Source organism: Acinetobacter guerrae (assembly GCF_009372255.1).
GTDB classification, from domain to species: Bacteria; Pseudomonadota; Gammaproteobacteria; order Pseudomonadales; family Moraxellaceae; genus Acinetobacter; species Acinetobacter guerrae.
This window is the reverse complement of record NZ_LXGN01000007.1, coordinates 29,993-56,644: the sequence shown is the minus strand read 5'-3', so window position 1 is coordinate 56,644 and position 26,652 is coordinate 29,993. Positions and strand designations below refer to the sequence as shown.

The window sequence follows — 26,652 nt, the reverse complement described above, 5'->3', positions numbered from 1 at the left end:
TTTTCAGTACGAGAAATCCCTATGAGTTTTGCACAGTTACAAATTAACCAGCAGCAATGGAGAGCGGCTGGACAGCGTTTAATTGAAATGGCGATTGCCGAATTTTTATATGAAGAAATTATAGAAGTTCAGGCATTAGGCAATGGATTGTATCAATTACAGTTGGCAGATCGAACCTATCAATTTAATGGTTATCGTTATTTATTGGGTCATTGGTATATTCAGGCTGGTTCTGTAAGAGATTTAAGTCAGGTCGAAACCCATCAAGCGGCGTGGAACTTACATGAATTTATTGTTGCGGCAGCGCAAGCGACTCAGGTTAAGCCATTCACCCAAGCTTATCTGATCAAGGAAATGAACAATACTTGGTTGGCAGAAGCACATCTTTTCGATGAAAATCGTTTAAATAGCGAAGCCGTTTTAACTGAATCGCATCATCGAATTGAAGGAATGTTGCGTGGACATCCGTGGCTCATCATGAGTAAAGGTCGTATGGGCTTTGGTTATGATGACTATCTCAATGCCGCGCCTGAATTGTCGCCTGAAGTGAAAGTATTGTGGTTGGCGGTACACCGCGATCTTGCCAATTATCGATTTAGCGAACACTGGAATGCTAAAGCACTTTATCAACATGAATTTGATGCTAAGGAACTTGAGCACTTTGCACAGAAGTTGTCCGAAAAAGATTTGAATGTAGAGGATTATTACCTTATCCCTGTACATGCATGGCAGTGGCATCAATGGTTAGTTGCAACTTATGCCAATGAAATTGTCGATCAAAAGATTATTGAACTGGATATAAGCTCAGACAGTTTTGTACCGATGCAATCGATTAGAACCCTATGTAATATTTCTAACCCGAAACGGCATTATATCAAGCTTCCAGTCAGTATTTTTAATACGGCAGTTTATCGAGGCTTACCTTCAAAACGAAATTTGGCTGCACCTGCTGTTACTGGTTGGCTTAAAAGTATTTTGGCCAACGATTCAGACTTGCAAGCAAGCGGTGTCGTGTTTTTGGGAGAAGTTGCCACTTTAACTATTCATCAGCCATGTTTCGATCGTATAGAAGGTGTGCCATATCAATTTAAAGAATTGTTTGGCTGTTTATGGCGAGAAAGTATTGATCCGTATATTTCTTCCGATCAGCAAGTATTGTCACAAGCCGCATTATTGCACCGCGATTTATCTGGTCGTTCTATCCTTCAAACCTTAATTGAAGCGTCTCATTTAAAACCGCTAGACTGGTTGGCGCAGTTCGCAAAGGTATGTTTGACGCCGCTTCTGATCTGTCTTTATCGTTATGGATTGGCGTTTTCCCCACATGGTGAAAATACCATGTTGATACATGAAAATGGTGTTCCAAAAGCTTTAGTTCTTAAAGATTTTATTGATGATGTGAATTTGGTTGATGAAGATTTCCCTGAGCTTGACGCTTTACCTGAAGAAGGAAATATTTTATTACGTCACAGTGCATTAGAGCTGAGTCATTTTATCTTTACTGGCTTATTCATGGTGCATTACCGCTATATCTGTAATGTGTTTTTAGAGGATTTTTCAGAATATAGCGAACTAGATTTCTGGCAAACCATCCAAAACAGTATTCTTGATTTGCATCAATCGCATCCAGAATTATCAGAAAGAATTGAAAAGTTTTCCATGCTTCGTCCTGAGTTCGAAAAAATTTGTCTTAATCGGGTGCGCTTATTTACGACCAGTTATAACGATGAGGCAGAACGTCCTGTTCCAGTTTTTCTTGATCCTATTCCAAATCCTGTCAGTAAAGAAACTTTGGCAAACTGGCAACATCAGTTAAATGCTGAATCTAGACACATTCATATTGCTTAGAGATGAGATAAAAATGAATACGATTTCAAAAAAACTTCCTGATTATTATGAATATTTTGAAGAAGGTACTCAGTATTATTTGCGTCAGGTGCAATATCCACAGGATATAGCATTGCTACATAAATGGATGCATGAACCGCATGTGATTCCACAATGGCAACTCAATAAAACTGAATTAGAGCTACATGTTTATTTTGACAAAATGCTGGCTGATGATCATCAACGCTTATTAATTGTTGGAATTGATGGGCAGGATGTCGGTTATACCGAAATTTATGAAGGCAAGCGTGATCGTTTGGGACGCTATTATGATGGTCACGAGCATGATTTGGGTTGGCATTTGCTATTTGGTGAAAAATCAGCTTTTGGTAAAGGATATTTACGTCCGACCATTCGATTATTAAGTTTTTATATTTTTGAAAATGCTCAATCGATCAAGATCGTGGGTGAACCTGATCATACCGTTAAACCCTATGCGGCTGTTGTAGAGGAACTGTGTTATGAAGCGCAGGGTCTAATTCCAATGGCTGAAAAAACAGCGATGCTGTATTACTGCTATCGCGATAAATTTTATCAGAAATTTAAAGATGAACTGATTCGCTCGCAATCATTTAAAAAACAAAATCTGGCGGCAGAATATAGCTCATGACCTTAAGTAGTCATTATATCCAGATCCTTGATATGCAGTTTTCAGGTCATGTTTCGAGTCGCGAATTTGAAGATTGGCTGTCGCAGATACAGTTTTTTCTGGATCAGGGACGTGCTTTTGTCCTCATTATGCAAACTTTACCACAGACTGAATTTCCCGAGGATTATCGGGAAATTCAGTCACGTTGGTACAAAAGCTATAAGTCACTTTTTTTCCAATATTGTTTGGGACTGGCTCGTATTGCACAGGATGAAGATGATCGTATTCGTCTGGATACACCAGCTTTGCAGCAGGCTTGGCGAGTGCCTTATTTTGTAAGTTTATCTAAAACAGATGCACTGGATTGGGCCGTGCAGAGGTCATTATGCAAGACGCAAATCACATGACAAACCAAAAACAAATAACAGCAGTCTCGGCATTGGGACTGGGCGTAATTGTCATTTTATATCTAGCGCATGCTTTACCATTGTATTTTTACAATGTGGCATTACCTGCCATTTTGAGACATCAAGGTGTAGATTTACGATGGATTGGGATGTTGTCACTGCTCTATATTCCGTGGGCTTTTAAATTTTTCTGGGCACCAGTACTGGATCGTTTTTATCTGAAAAAACTGGGTAAACGCAAAACATGGTTGTTGTTTACGCAACTTGCATTGGTTGCAGGAGTGATCATGCTCGCGATGACTCAGTTTAATTATGGTATCTGGGTCTTTGTAATCATTGGTCTGTGGATTTCTACTTTTGCTGCCACACAGGACATTGCGATAGATGGCTATACCGTAGAAACGCTAGCTGAGTCTGAGTATCGTTTGGGCAGTATGGCACAAAGTATCGGCGTGGCTTTAGGCAGTATGATTGGTGGTGCTGCAACTTTATGGCTCTATCAACATTATGGCTGGCAAGTTGCCTTGCTTACTTTGGCGGTATTAACCGCGCTCACCATGTTGGCTATATCGCAAATTAAAGAACGTCCACAGCAGACGACATTCAAACAACCGCCAAGTTTAAAAAATGCTTTTAAGCGATCCGAAATTCGGTGGGCCTTGTTACTGATTCTATGTTATCGCTTTGTTGAAGCACCTGCCATGGCCATGCTCAATCCTATGCTGATAGATCAGCAATGGTCTTTGACTGAAATTGGGGTGTTGATGTCGGTGTTCGGCGCATTAGTCGGATTGTTGGCTGCGGTAACGGCGGCATTTTTACTCAAAAAATTGGCAGCAACCCAACTGTTAATATGGGCGGGTTGGTTAAGAACTTTTGTCTATGCCGTCATTGGCATAGCTATTTTACTCAGTTGGTTTGAAGTCTGGCACGGCTTATTGGGTTTATTTGTGATTGTCATCTTGGCGATTCGTTATATCGCCATGACGGCTCTCTATGCTTATTTCATGCAGAACAGCTCGAAACAGCAGGCGGGTACTGACTTTACCATTCTGGTGTGTTTTGAGTTGCTAGTTTATTTCTTAGGAGGTGCTTTTTCTGGCTTTTTAGCCAAAGGATTGGGTTATGGCAATTTTTATATCGTGCTTGCTATTGCTTCAGTCTTAAGTGTCATTTTGTCTCAGATGATTGTTAGAAAATCAAAAACGAACCCCACTATTATTTAGGGATTATCATGAAACATCGTTCATTTGCTACATCTATTACTGTATTAAGTCTTGCTGTAAGCGGTCAGCTTTATGCTGATACACAAGTATCGGGGGATACACAGCAGTCTGTACAGACCACCAAACAGTTAGCACCAATCGTGACAACAGCCACACGTTCCGCACAAAGTATTGCTGAAATTGCAGGGACAGTGCAATCTATCGATCAAGCTCAAATCCAGCAACAGGCGGCGGCAGGACGAAAAATTGCGGATATTTTGGCACAACTAATTCCGTCATTGGGCGCGAGTAGTGGAACCACCAGTAACTATGGACAAACCATGCGTGGTCGCCAGATTCTGGTCATGATTGATGGTGTACCACAAACTGGCTCGCGTGATTTGTCACGCCAGTTTAATAGTATCAGTCCAGATATGATCGAACGTATCGAAGTGGTTTCGGGTGCAACCAGTATTTATGGTTCTGGGGCAACTGGCGGTATTATTAATATTATTACCAAACGTGCCAGTGACAAGCCTTTAAGCTTTGAAACCAAACTCGGCGTGACTTCTGGCAATGATTTTAATCATGATGCTTTAGCCTATGAAGCCATGCAAAGTATGTCTTTTAATCAGGGCGCACTCAGTGGTTTTTTAGGCGCGACTTATACCAAGCGCGGTGAAATTCAGGACAGTCGTGGTGATCGTATTGCACCTGAACCTGCACAAACAGATCGTTCAGACACTGAAACAATCGATGTAAATGGTCGTATCACCTTTAAACTGACTGATCAGCAATCTTTGAGTGTAGGCGCTCAGTATTATAATGATGAACAAGACAGTGACTATGGCCCAGATTATGGGAAAAATGTGGCTGTGTTATTTGGTGCCAAGCCATCACTTAAAGCGGTGAAAGGTTTACAATTGGATGATCAGCCATTTACAGAGCGTTATGGGGTTAATGCACAATACCGTAATGAAAATCTGTTGGGTCAGATATTAAATATTGAAACCTACTATCGAAATGAAAAAGCGCGTTTCTACCCATTTGCCGCAGCGTATACCCGTGCAGCACCTGTCTATGCAGTTCTCCAATCTGAAAATGAGTCCAAAGTGGCAGGTATTCGTGCCGCAATGGAGTCTAATCTAAATGTGGCGAACCGCAATTTAAAACTCACTTACGGGGTTGATTATGATCACGAAGAAGGCAGTCAGGAAGCAGATCGTTATAATCTAAATACATTTGTTGCTAGTAATGGCTTAAATATCAAATCGACAGGAACCAATATTGCCTATGGCCCCGAAGTAACTGTTGAAAATCTGGGTGCTTTTTTGCAGGGGGATTACACATTAACTGATCGTTTAAATGTGCAAGCGGGGATTCGCTATCAACATATTAAAAGTGACAGTGATGCATTTTCACCGACGACAGAATTGTTAATTGCTGATGACCGTGCTTCGGCAGGTCAAAGCTATAACCCTGCGGTGATTGCGGCAGGTTCAGTCAAACACAATGCTACGCTATTTAATATTGGTCCAGTATTTAAATTGACTGACCAACAGCAGATTTTTGCCAATTTTTCACAAGGCTTCAGTTTACCTGATATGCAGCGTGTATTACGTGATGTGCAGGCGGGATTTGTAGTGCAATCTAGCAATGTTGAACCGATTAAGGTCAACAGCTATGAGTTGGGTTGGCGTTTACAGGGCGATGAAGGCCTGAATTTAGGGGTAACTGGTTTTTATAATACCTCCGATAAAGTGGTTCAGTTTAAATCTGACCGTAGTGTCAATGTCGCAGATACTGACCAACGTATTTATGGTGCGGAAGCCAATGTGAGTGTTCCTGTACTGGAACGATTTACTGTAGGCGGTACGCTAGGTTATACCCGTGGTGAATTTAAAGATGCGAGCGGAGAATGGCGTGAGCTGAATGCCTTACAAATATCACCAATCAAAGGAACGGTATTTGGTGAGTGGCAAGATGGCAATGGCAATAGCCTACGAGTACAAACCCTTGCAATCAAAGGCACCGACAAAGCGTATAAAGATTCACTTCAAGCCGTTTATGATGCCAATGTCCAGCCCAATGCTGCAGCCAAAGTTAAAGGCTATGCGGTTATGGATGTAATCGCAAATGCTAAAGTTGGGCCAGGAACTTTGGGCTTTGGGGTTTATAACGTGTGGAATACCGACTATAAAACCGTGTATAGCCAAGCGGTTGTACCTGTTTATGGCGCTATTTCAAGCTTACCCGCACAGGGACGTACTTACGGTCTGAGTTATAGCGTTAAATATTAAAAGGCATATTGGTTTTTAATATCAACCGCTCTAAGTAATTTGAAGTCGAGTTAAGCAATTAGCTCGATTTTTTTTTCTAATCATGCAATATTTTGATAAATTTCTGATCAGGGAAAGTTAAATGATGTTTACAGCGTCTTGTTTGTGCGGCGGCATTCAATTGAAACTATTGGCTCCTTTAAATCCAATCAATGTCTGTCACTGTAAACAGTGCCAAAAAGCCCAAGGCAGTGCATTTGCTGCGATTACTCAAGTTGAAACCAAAGATCTGGAAATTGTGCAGGGAGAAGAACTTTTACAGGCGTATTTTGCAACGCCAGATAAAAAGCGGGTATTTTGTAAACAATGTGGCTCACCAATTTATAGCGCACGTTTAGATAAACCCGAAATCATTCGTTTACGTGCAGGACTGATCAATGAACCAGTCGATGTAAATGTTGTCTCACATGCATATGTCAATTCCAAAGCAATGTGGCACGTGATTGGCGATCAGGCTCCGCAATATCCAGAAGCTTTGCCATCTACATTAGTTAAATAAAGGTGTTTCTGGGTCGATAACTTGGTTGTGATCCAGATCTAAACTTTCCAGTAATGATTCGAGTAAATGATTATCGCGGTCATTACGCCACGCCATTGCTGTAGTAATAAATTCTAAATTTTCTGCCAAAGGTAAAATGACAACATTTGGATATGAAAAACGTGTAATAGAGTAGGGAACCAACGCGATTCCTTGACCACACCCTACAAATGCAATTTGTGAAGTCACCGAGCGAACTTCATGAATGACTTTAGGGAAAAAACCTTGCTTGCGGCACATACCTGTCAAAATATCATAGGATAATGGACTGATCTTTCGAGCAAACATAATAAATTGTTCTTGGCTCAATTGAGAAAGAGAGACTTCCTGATATGTTGCCAAAGGATGCTTTTCAGGCAGTGCGACCGCAAGATGTTCACGAATGAGGGGACGAGATGCAATATGAGGTCCTAAGTCACCTTCCAGACGGGCGAACGCCAAGTCAATATCACCATTTTCTAAGGCTGGAATTGCCTCAATGGTATCAATCTCTTTGACATGAATGGTCAGATTGGGAAAATGCAGTTTGGCGTGTTCAATAAATTTAGGTAAAACTTCAATAATAGAAGCACTAATTGCGCCAATGGTAATCGTTCCAATTTGACCTTGCGCTGCCTCCCGAACTGCAATTTCCAGATTTTCAAGTTGATCCGCGAGTTTTTTCACAGCAGGCAGAATAGCGCGACCTGCGGGAGTAAGTTTAGTACCCCGTCTTGAGCGTTCAAATAGCTGTAGATTTAAAGAATGCTCTAGTACTTTAATTTGTTCAGTTAAGGGTGGTTGTGACATGCCGAGTTTTTTTGCGGCACGACCAAAATGCTGTTCTTCTGCAACTGTTAAAAATAACCATAAATGTCGGATCAAACGAAAATTAATCATATAGATAGTAAAATGATATGACAGTGATCTTAAAATTATATTTTACCTATCAGAGAAAGAACAGTACATTGATCATCTGCTTTAGGATGCTATCGATATATAACTGATAAAGACTGGTTTTTATTGAACCAATCTTCTGTTGGATATAAGCCAAGATTGAATAGGGACTCAACACCATGATTTTAAATGCTGAATATCACGCTTCACCGAACCCAGTGAATGAAATACCCGTTGTGGTACTACACGGTTTATTTGGTAGCCTTTCTAATTTAGGCATGATTGCGAGAAAATTGAATCAGAATCATCACGTGATTCAGATGGATTTGCGCAACCATGGTGGGTCGCCGCATGCAGCAGATATGAGTTATGAGTTGATGGCGCAGGATGTGGTCGAAACACTCGATCATTTACAGGTCAATCATTTTTCTTTGGTTGGGCATTCTATGGGTGGAAAAACCTCGATGAAAATCGTCGGTTTATTTCCTGAACGCGTTGAACAACTGGTCATATTGGATGTTGCACCTGTGCCTTATGCGGGAGAACGTCATGATGGTATGTTTGGCGCGATCGATGCTGTGATTGAACAGCAAAATCCGAATTTAAGCCGTACTCAGGCGGCAGAAATCATGAGAAAATATCTACCGCATGAGATGATTGTGCAGTTTTTACTTAAATCCTTTGTAAAAGGTCAATGGCTATATAATGTAGATGCATTTAAAGCCAATTATGGAAATCTTGTGGGATGGAATCCAATCCAGCCATGGAATAAACCGTGTTTGTTTATCCGGGGTGGAAATTCGGAGTACATTTTGCCTCAATATCAAGCCGAAATTGAACAGCAATTTCCGCAAGCACGCATTGAAACTGTTGAAGGAACAGGGCATTGGTTGCATGCAGAAAAGCCAGATATCATTTTAGGTTTAATTCAAAATTATTTGAATCATGAGGTTGAAGCGAATGTATAAGCTGCAACTGCGATTGTTAAAGTCAATCGCCGCAAAATCCTATGGATTATTAGATGTTATCTCCCCGGTTAAAGGCGTTCTTCAAACCTGCTGATCAAGATAAACCTTCGTTTTTTTCAATCCTTCTCATCGGGATCGCACAGATCATCGTATGGGGAGGATCTTTCTTTTTATTGGCAGTCATGGCACGACCAATTATGTCCGAAATGGGCTGGGGGCGTGAACTGGTCTATGGTGCCTTATCTTTAAGTATCTTAGTTTCTGCTTTTGCCTTACCGTATATTGGTCGTTTAATTACACGTCATGGTGGTAAAGAAATTCTTGCCATGAGCGGTGTCATTACCGCTTTAGGCTTATTGATACTGGCATTTAGCTATCATATCGCAATTTTTTTTCTGGCATGGATTGTGATTGGTTTGGGAATGTCTATCGGATTATATGACACGTTATTTGCAGTCTTGGGCAATCTCTTTGGATTAAATGCCAAAGTTGCCATTACCAGTGTGACACTCATTTCTGGCTTTTGTACTACGATAGTCTGGCCTGTTCAAGCTTACGGAGTTTCCTTATTTGGTTGGCGTGCAACCTGCGTATTTGGCGCTGTGGTGATGATTATTGTGATCTGGCCGATTTATCATTACGCATTGCCTAAGCCTAAAAAGATTGCAGAACAACCGTCGCTAAAACAGAAGAAAAAAGCCAACTCGATTAGCATCCCTAAATCTATGTATCACCTGATCTCAGTTATTTTTATGATTACTTCAATTATCATGACAGTGATGACAGTACAGTTGATTGATATTCTACAAGAAAATGGTCTGGCTTTAGCCAGTGCCATTGCGATTAGTGCTTTGATCGGGCCAAGTCAAGTTGCGTCACGTATGCTAGATTTGGTGATTAAGTTTGATCATCCGATTAAATCCTTATTGGTATCGGTAATTTTGGTGGTCTTAGGAATTGCTTTACTGTGTATTGCACCCAAATATGCTGCACTTGCAATGATCATCTATGGCGCAGGCAATGGCTTACGTTCCATTGTGCGTGGTACTTTGCCCTTGACCTTGGTCAAAAAAGAAGAATATGCCTATCTTATGGGGAAATTGGCTCGTCCATCACTCATCGCACAAGCTATGACGCCATTGATTGCAGGCTATATGATTGATACTTTAGGTGCGAATACAGTGCTTTATAGTATTGCGTTCTTGGCGCTTTTAAATGTTATTTTCTCGATGATATTAATGAAAGAAATTCGACAGAAAAAAGTAATTACCCAAAGTTAAGGTTTCAAAGCTAAATTAAAAAAATAGAATAAAAAAATCCAACCCGACCCAGGGTTGGATTATAAAGCTGGCGTCGTTTAAACCAGAGCTTTATATTAACCTTAATTGTCTAAGATTTAAATTATTATTTATTAAAAAATGATCATATTATTTTATTGTTCTTATAAAAATAAATAATCGGATATATGTGGTATTCTTTGTTAAAATATACTTGTGATTATAGCTGAGTTTTCAAAAATGGATTTGGAACAATTATCGATACATGATCATTTTTCTGGGAAAGATGTTTTGCTTGCTGATGTCGTTCGAGCGCATGTCTATCAATTGCTTAGACATATGGAAATACAGGATACATCCACAGATAGTAAGCTATATCCTTATTTTTTAAAAGAAATGGAAAAAGGCGTATTCTCTGCTGTGCTCATTAATACACGAGGTAATCAGGCACAGGCATGTCAGTTTTTGGGGATTAGCCGTTTATGTTTATATAAGAAATTAAAGAAATATAAGCGTTTGAGCTAGATATTGTTAAACGAATAAAACGACTAAACATGATATTGGTGATAGATTATTTTTATATTTTATTTCTATGGTTGTTGTTGTTTTAATTTTTTTCATGACTTTTATTAATTATGTAATATGAATTATTTTCCAAGATTATTTTTTAAATAAAAAACCGAATAATTTAATTATTCGGTTTTTTATTTTGAGGATATAAGTAGTAATAATAAATTACTTATAATCCTAATGCCTGTTGCACTAATTCAGCTTGTTGTTTGGCATGTAAGTAAGGTGAACCACATGCGGGTGCAGCAGCAGTTTCTCTGCCTGCGTACTGTACATCAACCGTTTTGCCTAGTTTTGCCATGAGCTTATAGAGGCGTAAAACCATAAATAACCATGCACCCTGATTTTCTGGTTCTTCTTGTGCCCAAATCAATTGTTGCAGATTTGGATATTGGCTCAAGATTTCAGTTAAACGTGCTTCTGGATACGGATAAAGTTGTTCAATCCGCACCAGAGCGACATGCTCAAGCTGCTGCTCACGACGTTTTTCTACTAAATCGTAATAGACTTTACCTGCGCAGAGCACGACACGTGTAACCTGTTCAGTCTTGATCTGATCAATTTCATCGATCACAGTTTGGAATGAGCCAGTTGCCAATTCATCTAATGATGAGGTAGCAAGTTTATGTCTTAACAATGATTTTGGTGACATCACAATCATTGGTTTACGGACTTGGCGTAAAGCTTGACGACGTAGTGCATGAAAAATCTGGGCAGGTGTGGTCGGTGTGATCACTTGCATATTATCTTCTCCACAAAGCTGCAAGAAACGCTCGAGACGTGCAGAAGAATGTTCAGGCCCTTGACCTTCAAAACCGTGTGGAAGCAATAGCGTGAGTCCGCAGTTACGTTCCCATTTAGTTTCGCTTGAGGCGATAAATTGGTCGATGATGACCTGAGCGCAGTTCACGAAGTCACCAAATTGTGCTTCCCAAATCACTAGACTATTTGGTGTGGTCGTCGCATAGCCAAATTCAAATGCAAGTACAGCTTCTTCTGTGAGTAATGAATCATACAGAGCGAAATGAGGTTGATTTGGTTTAATGTGGCAATGCGGAATATATGTTGTGCCATCGACCTGATTGTGTAATTTCGCATGACGATGTGAAAATGTACCACGACCCACATCTTCACCAGTAATACGCACCAAATAATCTTGATCAATTAATGTAGCATAAGCCAGATTTTCAGCAGCGCCCCAGTTTAAGGCGAGTTCACCTGTTTGCATCGCCAATCGGTCATCCACGGCTTTTTGAACTTGACGTTGCAACACAAAACCTTCAGGTACTGTATTTAAAATCACGCCCAATTGTTTGAGTCGATTGAGATCAAATGTGCTATCACACTCATCGCTATAACTTAGACCAATATACGGAGCCCAGTCGACATACATGCTTTGATCAGGGTCGAGCACCAGATTATCTGTGACATGCTGACCTGCATCCAAGCGATCTCGATATTGCAATAACATGTGATCCGCTTCGATTTGAGTCAGAACTTTTTCATTGATCAACTGATTTAAGTAAAGGTTCCGCGTGGTTGGTAATTGGTTCACCACTTGGTACATAAGCGGTTGAGTACCTGACGGTTCATCTGCTTCATTATGACCGCGACGGCGGTAGCAATAGAGATCGACCACGATATCTTTACGAAATTCTTTACGATAATCATGCGCCAGTTGAATCGCATAAATTGCTGCTTCTGGGTCATCAGCATTCACATGTAAAATTGGTGCCTGAACAGTTTTTGCTACATCTGTGCAGTATTCAGTCGAACGTGTATCCAAAATATTGGATGTGGTAAATCCGACCTGATTATTGACAATCACATGCAGTGTTCCACCAACATAATAGGCGCGAGTTTGTGACATCTGAAATGCTTCCATCACTACACCCTGACCTGCAAATGCAGCATCACCATGTACACTCACAGACAATACTTCATCGACATTTTGACGACGATCTTGACGGGCACGGGCAGACCCAACTGCAACAGGGGAAACGATTTCCAAATGAGATGGATTCGGTTGAAGTGCTAAATGAACTTCGCCACCATCCGTCATGACATTAGATGAATAACCTTGATGGTATTTCACATCGCCTGAGCCTGAATTGGTAAATAATTTACCTTCAAATTCGGCAAACATTTCATTGGGATGCTTACCAAAAATATTGACCAGTTGATTTAATCGACCGCGATGACACATGCCAAGCGCAATTTCTTTAGTGCCCGTTGCACCTGCGCGTTGAATAATTTCGTGCATCAAAGGGACTAAGGTTTCGGCACCTTCAGCACCGAAACGTTTGGCACCTACAAATTTGTTAGCCAGATATTTTTCCAGACCTTCAGCTTTATTGAGTAAATTAAAAATCTGTTTTTTCTTTTCAACACTAAAGTTAAAACGATTTTGAGTCTGCTCTAAGCGGCGTTGTAACCAGCGTTGTTCCTGAGTATTGATAAGATGAGTAAATTCAGCACCAATACTTTGGCAATAGGTATTTTCAAGGTGCTGAATGATCTCTTTTAAGCTTGCTTGTGGCTTGCCAATGGCCAGATCATCCGTAAAAAAAAATGTAGCCAAGTCTGCTTGGGTTAAACCATGCGTGGCCAATTCTAGCTCAGCAACATGTTCACGTTTGGCCAAACCTAATGGGTCTAGTTTGGCTTTTTGATGACCACGATGACGATAAGCCGCGATCAGTTTAATTACTGCAATTTGACGCAGTTGTTGTTCTGGGCTGACCTCAGTTTTTTCGATGTTTTGAACACGATGTGCATTACGTGCCAGATCCTTAAACTGTTGCTTGATCGGGCCGTGTGGCTGATCGCCTTGAGGAAATTGACCAAAATAAAGTTGCCAATCTTCACTCACCGTTTCAGGTGCAAGCAGATATTGTTCATACAGCTCTTCAATGTATGTGGCACTGTCGGCAGAAAGCGTCAGATCTGTACTGATTTTGCCGATCACCTCTTGCATCTGTGCTTTCATATCCTTTTGTATATACATAATCTGATGTCCTGCGATAAATAAAGATTATTGATGTTCATAATCTTTGTTTTTTAATACGGTGTTGAAAGGACATTGACGATCTAATATGTACTCATGCCACAGACCTGTGAAGCTCAAATATGCCATGTTAAAGAGTAGGTCGAAATCATGGCAGGATCAGTTGAGGCAACATGGACAGGATTGTGATCTAAATGATGATGATGTCCTTTCATCAATGATTTGAATAAACATCGCACTTTGCTGCGGTGTTGTTTCTATTTTGATCATAAGAACAAAATACTGATTTTTAAAATACTAAGATTTAATAGCTGTGATACGAAAAGCATATAAGTGAAAAACGTGTATAAAAAAGGATTGCATTAAAAAAATACAATCCATTTTTATTTATGAAAGTACGATTTAAATCACATGCTGTTGTTTAAGCAAATCAATCTCGTGTTGTGAATAATGAAGCTCAGTTAAAATATCAGCACTGTTTTCACCGAGATCTGGCACTGCTTTAATTATAAAATCCTGATCATCACTTAAACCGACGGGCTTGAGAGTTGGAACTTTACCAATCGGCGTTTCGACTTCTGTCCAGCGATGACGCGCTTGAAGTTGAGGGTGATGCCAGACATCCTGCATTTCATTGACACTGGCATTGGCAATTTTAGCTTTTTCCAGACGCTCAATCACTTGATCACGAGTCAGTTGACCGAAACATTCAATAATAATCTGTTTGAGTGCTTCACGGTTTTTAACACGCAAGGTATTGTTGATAAATTCTGGCTGATTTGCCGTTTCTGGCTGTTCCAGCACGATCTGACAAAATGCTTGCCATTCACGTTCATTTTGAATACCAAGCATGACTTGACCATCTTGAGCAGGAAAAGGCCCATAAGGATAAATCGTGGCATGAGCCGAACCTGTACGCGGCGGTGGGGTATCGCCACGTAGCGTGTAATACAAAGGATAGCCCATCCATTCTGTCATACTTTCGAGCATCGAAACATCGATACGTTTGCCTTTACCTGTTTGGCTGCGTTCAAGCAAAGCCGCTAAAATGTTGCTATAGGCATACATGCCCGCAGCAATATCGGCAATTGAACAGCCTGCTTTGACATAATCATCAGGTGTACCTGTAATGGATAAAAAGCCAGATTCACTTTGAATCAATAAGTCATAGGCTTTTTTATTGCGATAAGGACCTGGATGGTCATGATCATCGCCATAACCAGAGATATCACAGACGATAATTTTAGGGTTAATCTTTGAAAGTTCTTCATAGGACAAACCTAAACGCGCCGCTGCACCAGGTGCCAGATTTTGTACCAATACATCGGCTTGCATAATCAGCTTATGTAAAATATCTTTGGCAGGATCTGCTTTGACATCTAGTGTTAAACTTTCTTTAGAGCGATTTGTCCAGACAAAATGTGAAGACATTCCATCCACACGTTCATCGTATTTGCGGGCAAAGTCACCGACATTGGGACGTTCAACCTTGATTACCCGAGCGCCTAGATCTGCCAACTGACGCGTACAAAACGGTGCAGCAATGGCGTGTTCAAGGGTAATGACCGTAATTCCTTCTAATGGTCGCATGAGATAACTCCCTTATTTAAAACTGACTTTTGCCTGCATGGCAGTTTGGCCATCGACATGTTCAATCCAGAGTTCACCGTCTTGCTCTTGAATATCGCCACAGACATAAAACTCATTAAAATCAAAAACAGGTTTAACTGCACGGAATTCGAAACTCTCGACCTGTTTGTCTGGGTATTCCTGTGTCAGGAAATGTAACAGCAGAGTAGCGAGTAAAGGTCCATGTACCACTAGACCTGGATAACCTTCTATTTGGGTACAATAAGAACGATCGTAGTGAATCTTGTGACCATTAAATGTCAATGCTGAATAACGGAATAAAGTCGGGGTGGTCACGGGATAGCTTTTTTTATAGCTATAGTTTTTGGCAGGCAGCTCAGACTTTTCAGGCGCTTTTGGCTTTTCCGATGCTTGTGTAGAACCTTTGTTTTGCAGATTACTGGTTGCTTCACGGTAGACAATATCGTGTTCTTCCACAATTGCGAGCACATCATCGGCAAAAATTGAATGCTGCACAGTCACAAAATATAAATCACCACTACGACCTTGCTTAAATTCAACGTTTAAAATTTCAGATTCGCGACGCAGTTGTTGATTGACACAAATGGGTGCGTGAAATTTTAAACGACCACCTGCCCACATCCGTTTTGGAAAAGGAATTGGCGGTAAAAAACTGCCTTTGTGTGGATGTCCATCTTCGGCAAGTTCAGACTGGTTGACGACAGGCAAGAAATATAACCAATGAAATAAAAGCGGAAGCTCATCAATTGGTTGTCCATATTGATTGAGTAACGCTTGCATCATGCCTATCGGTTTATCATTACAAACATCATGATAGACTTCTTTTTTACCAATCCATGCTTCAAAATTATTCATTTTATTGATCCTGTAAAGTCCTGTACTAAACTACAGCCTGTAAGACTTGCTCGGCACGACGAATCACGGGCAAATCAATCATTTTGCCATCCAGACTAATCGCTTGACCTTGCGCTGCATTCACTGCATCAATCACACGTTTGGCCCAGTCAACTTCTGCTTCACTTGGACGAAAAACTCGATTTACCATCTCAACTTGTAAGGGATGGATACAGAGCTTAGCTGCAAACCCTAAATTCTTGGCTTGAGTGGTTTCAAGATTTAATAGTTCATCATTTTTAATATCGACTGTGACACCATCAATCGGTGCTTCGATATTGGCCAGTTTAGACGCCAACACAATTTCATTACGGAAGTACACCAGTTCTGTATAGCCACCGTTCATACCCATTTCGAGTTGGAAATCGATTGAGCCAAACATCAAGGCTTTGACATATGCCGTTTTAGCAATGTCACGAACTTGCGCCAAACCAAGCGGCGTTTCAATGAGAGGGTAAACATCCACTGCTTTCACTTGTGTTACGGCTTCAACATCGGCTGGTGCCTCAGTTTTAGGCAGCACAATGGCAGAAACATTTGCATATTTGAGTAAATTTAAGTCATCGGCAAACCATTGGGTTTGTCGAGAATTGACACGTAACATAACGACTTGATCAGGATGAGCTGCAAGCCAATCTGACAATAACTCACGTGCCTGAATTTTAAGCTCGACTGGAACAGCATCTTCCAGATCAATAATCACCGCATCACTGCCTGCATTAAGCGCTTTTTCAAAGCGCTCAACACGGTTAGCAGGAACAAACAGAAATGAATGAGGTGTAGTTTTCATCAATTGTTCCCCTTGATCTTAGAATGAACGAGGTAAACCTAATAAATGTTCAGACACATAACTTAAAATGAGGTTGGTCGAAATTGGAGCAACTTGATACAAACGGGTTTCGCGGAATTTACGTTCAATATCATATTCGTTGGCAAAACCGAAACCACCATGCGTTTGTAAGCAGGCATTGGCTGCTTCCCAACTGGCTTTAGCCGCAAGATATTTCGCCATATTGGCTTCTGCACCACATTTTTGATGCGCATCAAACAATTCGCATGCACGGAAACGCATAAGGTTGGCTGCTTCAATTTCAACAAAAGATTCAGCAAGTGGGAATTGTACACCCTGATTTTGACCAATCGGACGCCCGAATACCACGCGGTCATTGGCATATTTCACAGCACGATCCATAAACCAGTAACCATCACCGATACATTCGGCTGCAATCAAGGTACGTTCTGCATTTAAACCATCTAGAATGTATTTAAAACCTTTGCCTTCTTCACCAATCAGGTTTTCTTCAGGAATTTCCAGATTTTCAAAGAACAATTCGTTGGTTTCATGGTTGACCATATTGGGAATTGGACGAACAGTCATACCGTGTTTGACCGCTTCTTTCACATCGACCATGAAAATAGACATCCCCTCAGATTTCTTCTGAACCTCTGCAAGAGGGGTAGTACGTGCCAATAAAATCATCCAGTCACTATGTTGGATACGTGAGATCCAGACTTTTTGACCATTGACGACATATTTATCGCCTTTTTTAACTGCTGTAGTGCGAATCTTGGTGGTGTCTGTTCCTGCTGTTGGCTCAGTCACACCCATAGATTGTAAACGCCATTCACCACTAGCAATCTTTGGTAAATACAATTCTTTTTGCGCTTTTGAACCATGACGCAGCAAAGTTCCCATGTTATACATCTGACCATGACAGGCGCCTGCATTACCGCCCGAACGGTTAATTTCTTCCATAACGACAGTGGCTTCGGCTAAACCTAAACCAGAACCGCCGTATTCTTCTGGAATCATGGCAGCTAACCAACCTGCATGGGTGAGGGCATCCACAAATTCTTCTGGGTAGCCTTTTTCCTCATCGATTTTACGATGATACTCATCAGGAAACTGTGCACATAAAGCACGAACGGCTTCACGAATTTCAGAAAAATTATCAATAGTCGATTTCATGAGATGTCCTTATCAAACTTGGAAGGTTTTAATGATCATATATTGTTATTGTCGAATTATTAAAATAGAATAATTTGATGGGTGTAATCTCAAAAGAGCATTGATATGGATATTAAACAACTGCGGGCATTTCTGACTATTTCAGAAACACGCAATATTACCAAAGCCGCAGCGATGCTGAATATTGTTCAACCTGCGGTTTCTCGTCAAATTCATTTACTTGAAGAAGAATTGGGTGTCGAGTTGTTCGAGCGTGGGCGGCATGGCATGAGTTTGACACAGGAAGGTAAAGTTCTAGAAGACTATGCTCGACGTGCCTTAAAAGAAATTGAAGCCGCGAAAATGGAACTGACTTCAAAAGATGGAGCGCTTAAAGGCACGGTACATATTGGGATCTTAGCCAGTTTAAGTGAATTACTTTCTGTGGCTTTAATGCGTGTCATGAAAAAGAAGTTTCCTGACGTAAATCTAAAAATATCGGTGGGTTACTCAGGACATTTAAAAGAATGGCTAGAGGCAGGAGAGATTGATTTAGCCTTACTTTATGATTCTGTACCATCAAAGTTTATTGATAGTCATCAGATTGTGGCAGAACAATTATGGTTAATCGGGCCTTATTCCTCTGATTTACATCAGTCTAAAGCTGTTGAGTTAGCTGAAATTTCAGAATTACCTTTAATTTTGCCTTATTCACCACATCAACTGCGGTTTTTAATTGATCATGGTTTTCAAATTGAGAAATTAGATTTAAAAATAGCGGCTGAAATTAATGATCTCAATGTACAAAAACAATTGGTGAAAGAGGGACTGGGTTATACCATTTTACCTTTGGTCGCTGTAAAAAGTGATTTGCAACAAAAGACCATCAAAGTCGCACCTATCCAACATACAGAATTTTCAAGAAATATCGCAATTGCATTACCCAACACTCGACATATTTCTAAGCTCGTGCATGTAATTGCAGGAGAAACATTTAATTGCTGCAAAATCGCGATTGAAACAAAAGCATGGTTAGGTGGTTCATGGATTTCTGATCGTTAAATTTTTTCAATATTTTTTTGGCATGGGTTGCATCAAATTTTATGATGCAACTTTAAGTGAAATAAATAATTAAAAATCAAATAAATAATAAGAATAGAAAAGTTAAATAATTAAATATTTGTTTTTTTAATTTGTTCTTAATTTTCCTATTTGTTACCTCTTTATGGGTGGATAAGCATTAATGCAAAAAACTCAACTCAAGTGATTTGAGGAAAACGATAAAAAATGGCAAGGAGCCAAAAATGGGAATAAATGAATCTCTGAGTGTGGTAAACGCACAAAAAAAAATGGATCAAAAAACACGTCGAAAATCAATTTTTGGCGGTGTGGCAGGTAACTTGGTCGAATGGTATGACTGGTTTGCCTACAGTATGTTTACGCTTTATTTCGCAAAGTCTTTTTTCCCAGCAGGGAATCAAACTGTCGAGTTGTTACAGGCTGCGGCAGTATTTGCGGTGGGCTTTTTAATGCGTCCAATCGGTGCATGGATCATGGGTGTATATGCTGATCGAAAGGGAAGAAAAGCAGGTTTAACCTTATCTGTGACTTTAATGTGCGGTGGTTCATTTCTGATTGCTTTGGCACCCACTTATGCACAAATTGGTTTATTAGCACCCATGATTTTACTGATAGCACGCTTAATACAGGGTTTAAGTGTGGGAGGAGAATATGGAGCAAGTGCAACGTATTTGACCGAAATGGCAGGCAAAAAACGTCGTGGTTTTTACTCAAGTATTCAATACGTGACGATTCTGTCGGGTCAGCTTTTGGCATTGTTCACCTTGATTTTGCTGCAAAATGTATTAAGTAATGAGCAATTACACGCGTGGGGCTGGCGTATTCCATTTTTTATCGGTGGCTTTTTGGCTTTAACAGTATTTTATATTCGCCGTAACATGGTGGAAACAGAGTCCTTCAAAAATGCGGATACCGAAGAAAAATCTGGTTTGGTTGCATTGCTAAAGCAATATCCAAAAGAGACGATTGGTGTGGTACTGATTACCGTTGCTGGAACTTTATTGTTTTATTCATATACCAACTATATGCAAAAGTTTCTGGTCAATACTTCAGGGTTTAGCAAAGAAACAGCCACGTTTATCTCGACATGTACTATTTTTGTGTTCCTTTGCATGCAACCGATTATGGGGAGTTTGTCTGACAAAATTGGTCGTAAGAAAATGATGATTCTATTTGGCATAGGCGGGGTATTATTAACTTATCCAATTTTTTCTGCGATTTCAGTAGTGACGAGTCCAGTCACAGCAGGATTACTTATTATCGCGGGGATGATTCCATTATCTTGCTATACCTCCATTAGTGCAGTCATTAAATCTGAAATGTTTCCATCCCATATTCGAGCTTTAGGTGTAGCTTTACCTTATGCATTGGCTGCGGCTTTATTTGGAGGAACGGCTGAACTTGTTGCTTTAAAGTTTAAACAAATGGGACATGAACAATATTATTTTATCTATCTGGCTACGATGAGTGCAATCTGCTTGATTTATTTCATTTTTATGCGAGATCAGCAAAAACACAGCAAAATTATAGAAGACTAAATACGATATACGATTTTTAAAAATTGAGTTTTGGATCATGCGTTCTAAACGTTAGATTTACCAAAACTTTAAATGATGTGAAAGGGATAATGTGCTATGGGAAGTTATGTTGAAATTATTGAAAATCTAACCTTGATATTAGGCGAAAATCGAATCAAAACGGATTTAGAAAGCTTAGAAATTTGGGGTTGTGATCGAACACGTCATTTTGATCCGAAACCTCAGGCAATTTTATTTCCACAGACCACTGAACAAGTCCAACAAATTGTACGCTTAGCCAATCAACTCAAATTTGCAATTACACCATCTGGAGGTAGAACAGGGCTTTCTGCTGGCGCTGTTGCGGCTAACGGAGAATTTGTGATTAGTCTTGATAAAATGAATCAGGTTATTTCCTTCTTTCCAGCAGATCGAATGGTTCGCGTACAGGCAGGAATGATTACGGAAGATTTACAAAATTACGCTTTGCAACAGAACTTATTTTTTCCAGTAGATTTGGCAGCATCAGGTTCAAGCCAAATTGGCGGCAATATTAGTACGAATGCGGGAGGAATTAAAGTTATCCGCTATGGTATGACCCGCAACTGGGTGTTGGGGTTAACCGTAGTCACGGGGAATGGGGACATTCTAAGATTAAACAAAGGCATGGTGAAAAATGCGACAGGCTATGCCATGCAACATTTGTTTATTGGGGGAGAAGGTACACTTGGTTTAATTACAGAAGCTGATATTCGTTTAGATCGCGTTCCAAAAAATTTGCAGGTATTGGTTTTTGGTGTACCTGAATTTGCTGCAATTATGCCAATTTTAAGTAAATTTCAGGCAGAAATTGATTTAACTGCGTTTGAATTTTTTGATCAACGCGTCATGGAGATTGTAATGGCACATAGCCAGCTTCAACCTCCATTAGCAGCGCCCTGTCCTTATTATGTCCTGATTGAATTTGAAGCGCCCTATGAAATTATATTAGAAAAAGCCATGCAAATTTTTGAATCTTGTATGGAACAAGGTTTCATTTTAGATGGTGTGATTAGCCAGAGTATTGAACAAGCAAAAAATTTATGGCGTTTAAGAGAAGATATCTCTGAATCATGCGCACCTTATTTGCCGTACAAAGTCGATGTGTCGGTTTTGATCTCTTATATTGATGATTTTATTAAAGATGTTGAAAAAGTATTAAAACAACATCACCCAGAATTTAAAATTTGTTGGTTTGGGCATATTGGTGATGGTAATTTGCATTTAAATATTCTTAAACCTCAAAATTTGGATAAGGATGAATTTTATGCACAATGTAAACATGCGATGAAATATGTGTTTGATATCGTTGAAAAATATGATGGGGCAATCTCTGCCGAACATGGTATAGGTATGACCAAGAAGGCTTATCTCGGTTACAGCCGAAGCGATGAAGAGATAGTGTATATGAAGCGTATTAAATCTATTTTTGATCATAACCTTTTGATTAATCCAGGTAAGATATTCGATTAACTTCATATATTTAAGAAATAGGTGCGAGTTTTGAATTGTTCCTATTTCTATATAAATTCAATTTAAACTGTAGTGATATGTTTCAAATATGAAAACTTTTATCAAGGATTAACAGTTAATTCAGTCATTTTTTTTCATAAATATCGCTCATTCCATACAAAGAAAAGATAAAATCAAGTAGCACATTTACAATTAAACTCTCCTTAAAAGGAGAGTTTTTTTATTGGTTATATTTTATTCTGATCAGTTCCATCACTTAAAATGATCGAATAATGAATAAATTTAATAAAAATAAATTAATAAAAAACAATAAATTAATTAAATTTAAATAGCTCTTATTTTCACACTGACTTTTTTTCGCATTGTTTAATCAAACTGGCTTTGTTAACTATTACCAAAAGTGATGGTTTAGCTGGAACCAAGTTAGGCGAACTGGTTCTAAAAATTTAATGGCTAAGGAGAAGCCTAATGAGTATCGATCAGGTGGTTGATAAAAAACTAAATGCGAATCTGGATCAGAAAACACGCATTAAATCTATTTTAGGTGGTTCAGCAGGTAACTTAGTCGAATGGTATGACTGGTTTGCCTACAGTATGTTTACCCTTTACTTCGCAAAGTCATTTTTCCCAGCAGGAAATCAAACTGTCGAGTTGTTACAAGCTGCGGCTGTCTTTGCAGTAGGTTTCTTAATGCGTCCAATTGGCGCATGGATGATGGGAATTTTCGCAGATCGGAAAGGGCGCAAAGCAGGTTTGACCCTGTCTGTTACGTTGATGTGTATTGGCTCAATGTTGATCGCGATTGCACCGACGTATCAACAGATTGGAGTCATGGCACCTGTTATTCTGATTATCGCCCGATTGATTCAGGGCTTGAGTGTCGGTGGCGAGTATGGAGCGAGTGCGACATATTTAAGTGAAATGGCGGGTAAAAATCGTCGCGGGTTTTTCTCAAGCTTCCAATATATGACCATTATGGCTGGTCAGCTTTTGGCACTTGCAACATTGATTATTTTGCAACAAGTGTTAACTGATGCTCAATTGTATGAATGGGGCTGGCGCGTTCCGTTCTTTGTGGGTTCAATTTTAGCTTTATCTGTCTTTATTATCCGTCGTGGTATGGTTGAGACACAATCTTTTAAAAATGCGACTCAGGAAGTTAAATCTAGTGCGTTTGCATTATTTAAACATCATCCTAAAGAAGCATTAGGTGTTTTATTTTTAACTGCTGGTGGTACGATTTCATTCTATGCATATACCACCTATATGCAAAAATTCATGGTCAATACCACAGGATTTTCTAAAGAAGTTGCAACGATAGTTTCTGCTGTCACCATCTTTATCTTTATGTTGGCGCAACCTGTTATGGGTTCTATTTCCGATAAAGTTGGTCGTAGAGCAGTGATGATTTTCTTTGGTATTGGTGGGGTGCTATTTACTTATCCAATCTTTAGTACAATTGCGACAACTTCGAGTCCAGTCATCGCAGGTTTATTAATTTTGTTTGGTATGATGTTTTTATCTGGCTATACCTCAACCAGTGCGGTCATCAAATCTGAAATGTTCCCTGCACATATTCGTGCGCTTGGTGTGGCATTACCTTATGCGATTGCAAACACTATTTTTGGTGGTACCTCAGAACTTGTTGCATTACAGTTTAAAAATGTCGGTCATGAAAACTTCTATTTTATCTATGTAACGATGATGTGTGCGATCTGTCTGGTGTATTTCTTCCGCATGAAAGATCAACAGAAACACAGTCGTATTTTGGAAGACTAAATCTGTTTGATGGGTCATCTATAAAAGCAAATGAGGCGGAAGTTATTTTCCGCCTCATTTTTATGTAGTTCATAAAGCCTAGATATAAATCACAAGAATATAAATCTTCATTTTTCACTATCCGCTACAATAAAAGCAGTACCTTATTCAATTATCTCTATGCAAGTATTTGAATCAGCAAAAAGTTTATGGTCTGCAATCTTGCAACAATTCCGTTGGGACAGTCATAGCCTGAAACGGAATATGGATGAACTTGAAGTTTTATTTTCAGTTTTCCTTGCGATCTGGGTCGCGCATTGTCTAAATGTAGAAAATATTGGCTGGGCTGCATTTAGTGGTTATATGGTCTTGCGCTCACATATTGTCGATACCTGTATTCGTGGCACACTCAGAATTTTGGGGACGCTAGCAGGTGCTTTACTGGCCTGTTGGATTGAGCTACATATTTCCAAAACGCTCTGGCTCAATAGTTTAGTATTGGCTTTTTTCTCGGCCTTTTCATTGTACTTTGCTATGACCAGTCGTTATGGTTATGCATGGCTGTTTTTTGGTCTGACCTTTGCGATGGTGATTATTGATGGATTGATGTATCCCTTTGTAGATATGAGTCTATTTGCCAAAACCCGAAGTATTGAAGTGATTGCAGGTACGTTGGCATGTATGGTAGTGAGTTTATTTTTCAGCTATATCGTTCGACCACGTTTTTCTTTGACTGCCAATAGAACTGGTTTGGCAGAAATCTCAAAATTTGCAGGTTATCGAAAACTAACGTTGATTCATACGGCTCAGGCTGCATTGGCAATTGCTGTTGTGCCTTTTCTAATTCAGTTCTTTTCAGTGGATTTACTGACTCAAACCGCTATCACGATATTAGCGGTTCTTATGATTCCTTTACCGGGTTTAAATAATAAAAAATTGGTCTCTACAAGAAATTTATATCGATTATTTGGTTGTCTATTGGGGGCTGCACTGGCTTTTATTTTGTTACCGTTGGGTGGTTTAAACTATATTTGTGCGGCATTGGTGATTGCATTGGGCATTATTATTGGTCGCCATATTGAAAATAGTGGACAAGCTTTTGCCTATGTAGGAACGCAACTTTCTTTGGTTTACATTGTAGTCATGGTGCCCGATCAACTGAATTTACTCAGTATGGAAAATGGCTGGATACGGTTAGCAGGCATTGTACTTGGTATTATTTTGATTGAGCTAACGCGATTGGTATTTATGCCATTGCAACATTTTTTAGCAGAGCAAAAGTAACTATTGCCAAGTAACTATTTTAGTAACATTCAAAGATACATGGTAAAAAGCATCTTTATCAGTCAACTCATAAAGATGCTTTTAACGGTTTAAACCTGATCAGAAGTTGTTTTAAATAATTAAACCCCGATCACGACGTGCCAACAAAATACGCTCACAAGCAACGATATAAGCGGCGGTTCTCAGTGAACAGTTCGCATTTTGCGCACGATCCCAGACATCATGAATGGCTTTACGCATAATTACATCCATACGATGATTAATTTCATCTTCCGTCCAGAAATAACTGGCTAAATCCTGAACCCATTCAAAATAACTGACGGTCACACCACCAGCATTACAAATGACATCTGGAACAATGATGATTCCACGTTCATTTAATACATCATCTGCGGCTGGGTCTGTTGGGCCATTTGCACCTTCCAAAATCAGCTTGGTTTGAAGTTTTTGGGCAATCTCTTTATTAATTACACCTTCGAGTGCAGCAGGGATAAAAATATCTGCTTCGATATTCCAAAGTTCGTTTTTATCAATATCATGCAGCATATCAAAGCCCTTAATCGAACCTTGCTGTTTCTGATAAGCCAATAAATCTGGAATATTAATTCCTTCAGGATGATAAAGTGTAGCGGTGTGATCTTGTACCGCAATCACTTTTGCACCAGATTCATAAAATAACAATGCTGCTTCAGCACCAACATTACCAAAGCCTTGAACACATACAGTTGCATGGGCAATGTCTAAACCAATTTTTTGTGCAGCTTCCAGACCTGTGATGAATACTCCACGTCCTGTTGCTCTGGAACGACCAAGTGAACCACCTAAATGTACTGGTTTTCCTGTAACGACACCTGTGACTGTAGAACCAGCATTCATGGAATAGGTATCCATCATCCACGCCATGACTTGTGGTGTAGTACCCACATCAGGTGCGGGAATATCTTTTTGTGGCCCAATAATAAGATTGATTTCCGTGGTATAACGACGGGTCAAACGTTCTAGTTCATTTGTAGATAAAATGGTTGGGTCTACTCGAACACCACCTTTTGCACCACCAAAAGGCAAGTTTAAAGCTGCACATTTAATGGTCATCCAGCCAGCGAGTGCCATGACTTCGTTCAGGTTGACATCAGGGTGAAAACGGACACCCCCTTTACCAGGACCACGAGTAATACTGTGTTGAACACGATAACCTTCAAAGTGACGTACAGTGCCATCATCCATTTTGACTGGAATATTTACAATGAGTGAGCGTTTCGGGCGACGTAAATGATCCAGATTTTCTTTAAGATCGCCTAAATATGGTTCTACGCGATCGAGCTGTTCTAAAAAATTGAGCCAAGCTTGACCTTCGTTTTCATCAACATATGATAAATTTTGCATGG

Annotated in this window: 21 protein-coding genes; 14 read left to right on the top strand and 7 right to left on the bottom strand. The window is 39.8% G+C overall.

Annotation, left to right across the window (positions count from 1 at the left end; all coding sequences use genetic code 11):
* Positions 1-21 precede the first annotated feature (21 nt).
* From A7A69_RS05810 to A7A69_RS05785, 6 genes are all read left to right on the top strand, one after another.
* Positions 22-1,848, top strand: coding sequence for an IucA/IucC family protein (locus A7A69_RS05810; RefSeq protein ID WP_152876571.1), 1,827 nt, complete (start codon positions 22-24; stop codon positions 1,846-1,848).
* A 13-nt stretch (positions 1,849-1,861) separates the two neighbouring features.
* The gene (locus A7A69_RS05805) at positions 1,862-2,497 is read left to right on the top strand and encodes a GNAT family N-acetyltransferase (RefSeq protein ID WP_152876570.1); all 636 of its coding nucleotides are present in this window, start codon (positions 1,862-1,864) and stop codon (positions 2,495-2,497) included.
* Positions 2,494-2,883 (top strand): hypothetical protein, encoded by a 390-nt coding sequence (locus tag A7A69_RS05800; protein WP_152876569.1) that lies wholly within the window; start codon positions 2,494-2,496, stop codon positions 2,881-2,883. The genes A7A69_RS05805 and A7A69_RS05800 overlap by 4 nt, the downstream gene beginning before the upstream one ends.
* Positions 2,862-4,109 (top strand): MFS transporter, encoded by a 1,248-nt coding sequence (locus A7A69_RS05795; protein WP_152876568.1) that lies wholly within the window; start codon positions 2,862-2,864, stop codon positions 4,107-4,109. The genes A7A69_RS05800 and A7A69_RS05795 overlap by 22 nt, the downstream gene beginning before the upstream one ends.
* A gap of 8 nt (positions 4,110-4,117) precedes the next feature.
* Positions 4,118-6,388 (top strand): TonB-dependent receptor, encoded by a 2,271-nt coding sequence (locus tag A7A69_RS05790; RefSeq protein ID WP_152876567.1) that lies wholly within the window; start codon positions 4,118-4,120, stop codon positions 6,386-6,388.
* Between the two features lie 121 nt (positions 6,389-6,509).
* On the top strand, positions 6,510-6,926 hold the full coding sequence (locus A7A69_RS05785; RefSeq protein ID WP_171500787.1) for a GFA family protein: 417 nt from the start codon (positions 6,510-6,512) through the stop codon (positions 6,924-6,926).
* On the opposite strand, the gene A7A69_RS05780 is transcribed toward A7A69_RS05785, so the two are convergent.
* Positions 6,915-7,844 (bottom strand): LysR substrate-binding domain-containing protein, encoded by a 930-nt coding sequence (locus A7A69_RS05780; protein ID WP_152876566.1) that lies wholly within the window; start codon positions 7,842-7,844, stop codon positions 6,915-6,917. The two genes, A7A69_RS05785 and A7A69_RS05780, sit on opposite strands and share 12 nt — an antisense overlap.
* Before the next feature lie 176 nt (positions 7,845-8,020).
* Between A7A69_RS05780 and A7A69_RS05775 the strand changes: the two genes are divergently transcribed.
* The 3 genes from A7A69_RS05775 to A7A69_RS05765 all read left to right on the top strand — a co-directional run bounded on the left by A7A69_RS05775 (position 8,021) and on the right by A7A69_RS05765 (position 10,611).
* Positions 8,021-8,809, top strand: a complete 789-nt coding sequence (locus A7A69_RS05775; RefSeq protein ID WP_152876565.1) for an alpha/beta fold hydrolase — start codon at positions 8,021-8,023, stop codon at positions 8,807-8,809.
* A 53-nt stretch (positions 8,810-8,862) separates the two neighbouring features.
* Positions 8,863-10,089: an MFS transporter gene (locus A7A69_RS05770; protein ID WP_152876564.1), complete on the top strand. Its 1,227-nt coding sequence runs from the start codon at positions 8,863-8,865 to the stop codon at positions 10,087-10,089.
* A gap of 237 nt (positions 10,090-10,326) precedes the next feature.
* Complete coding sequence (locus tag A7A69_RS05765) at positions 10,327-10,611, top strand: helix-turn-helix domain-containing protein (protein ID WP_120369402.1); 285 nt, start codon at positions 10,327-10,329, stop codon at positions 10,609-10,611.
* A gap of 214 nt (positions 10,612-10,825) precedes the next feature.
* Here the strand turns inward: A7A69_RS05765 and A7A69_RS05760 are convergent, their stop codons facing one another.
* The 5 genes from A7A69_RS05760 to A7A69_RS05740 form a co-directional block, all read right to left on the bottom strand.
* Complete coding sequence (locus tag A7A69_RS05760; protein ID WP_187349187.1) at positions 10,826-13,633, bottom strand: 2-oxoglutarate dehydrogenase E1 component; 2,808 nt, start codon at positions 13,631-13,633, stop codon at positions 10,826-10,828.
* A 432-nt stretch (positions 13,634-14,065) separates the two neighbouring features.
* Positions 14,066-15,253: a CaiB/BaiF CoA transferase family protein gene (locus tag A7A69_RS05755; protein ID WP_151980962.1), complete on the bottom strand. Its 1,188-nt coding sequence runs from the start codon at positions 15,251-15,253 to the stop codon at positions 14,066-14,068.
* A 12-nt stretch (positions 15,254-15,265) separates the two neighbouring features.
* Complete coding sequence (locus A7A69_RS05750; RefSeq protein WP_152876562.1) at positions 15,266-16,129, bottom strand: HTD2 family dehydratase; 864 nt, start codon at positions 16,127-16,129, stop codon at positions 15,266-15,268.
* A 25-nt stretch (positions 16,130-16,154) separates the two neighbouring features.
* A complete protein-coding gene (locus tag A7A69_RS05745) occupies positions 16,155-16,958 on the bottom strand; it encodes an HpcH/HpaI aldolase/citrate lyase family protein (protein ID WP_152876561.1) in 804 nt (267 codons plus the stop codon).
* An 18-nt stretch (positions 16,959-16,976) separates the two neighbouring features.
* Positions 16,977-18,137, bottom strand: a complete 1,161-nt coding sequence (locus tag A7A69_RS05740; protein ID WP_044434458.1) for an acyl-CoA dehydrogenase family protein — start codon at positions 18,135-18,137, stop codon at positions 16,977-16,979.
* Between the two features lie 105 nt (positions 18,138-18,242).
* Here A7A69_RS05740 and A7A69_RS05735 point away from each other — a divergent pair, with 105 nt between their 5' ends.
* The 5 genes from A7A69_RS05735 to A7A69_RS05715 all read left to right on the top strand — a co-directional run bounded on the left by A7A69_RS05735 (position 18,243) and on the right by A7A69_RS05715 (position 25,267).
* Complete coding sequence (locus A7A69_RS05735) at positions 18,243-19,178, top strand: LysR substrate-binding domain-containing protein (RefSeq protein ID WP_004987227.1); 936 nt, start codon at positions 18,243-18,245, stop codon at positions 19,176-19,178.
* 242 nt (positions 19,179-19,420) lie between these two features.
* Positions 19,421-20,734: an MFS transporter gene (locus A7A69_RS05730; RefSeq protein WP_152876560.1), complete on the top strand. Its 1,314-nt coding sequence runs from the start codon at positions 19,421-19,423 to the stop codon at positions 20,732-20,734.
* Between the two features lie 96 nt (positions 20,735-20,830).
* Positions 20,831-22,225, top strand: a complete 1,395-nt coding sequence (locus A7A69_RS05725; protein ID WP_152876559.1) for an FAD-binding oxidoreductase — start codon at positions 20,831-20,833, stop codon at positions 22,223-22,225.
* 468 nt (positions 22,226-22,693) lie between these two features.
* Positions 22,694-24,004 (top strand): MFS transporter, encoded by a 1,311-nt coding sequence (locus tag A7A69_RS05720; RefSeq protein WP_152876558.1) that lies wholly within the window; start codon positions 22,694-22,696, stop codon positions 24,002-24,004.
* 159 nt (positions 24,005-24,163) lie between these two features.
* Positions 24,164-25,267 carry an FUSC family protein gene (locus tag A7A69_RS05715; protein WP_152876557.1) on the top strand — a complete coding sequence of 368 codons (1,104 nt, stop codon included), beginning with the start codon at positions 24,164-24,166 and terminating at the stop codon, positions 25,265-25,267.
* Positions 25,268-25,378: 111 nt separating this feature from the next.
* On the opposite strand, the gene A7A69_RS05710 is transcribed toward A7A69_RS05715, so the two are convergent.
* Positions 25,379-26,650, bottom strand: coding sequence for a Glu/Leu/Phe/Val family dehydrogenase (locus tag A7A69_RS05710; RefSeq protein WP_120369412.1), 1,272 nt, complete (start codon positions 26,648-26,650; stop codon positions 25,379-25,381).
* Positions 26,651-26,652 lie beyond the last annotated feature (2 nt).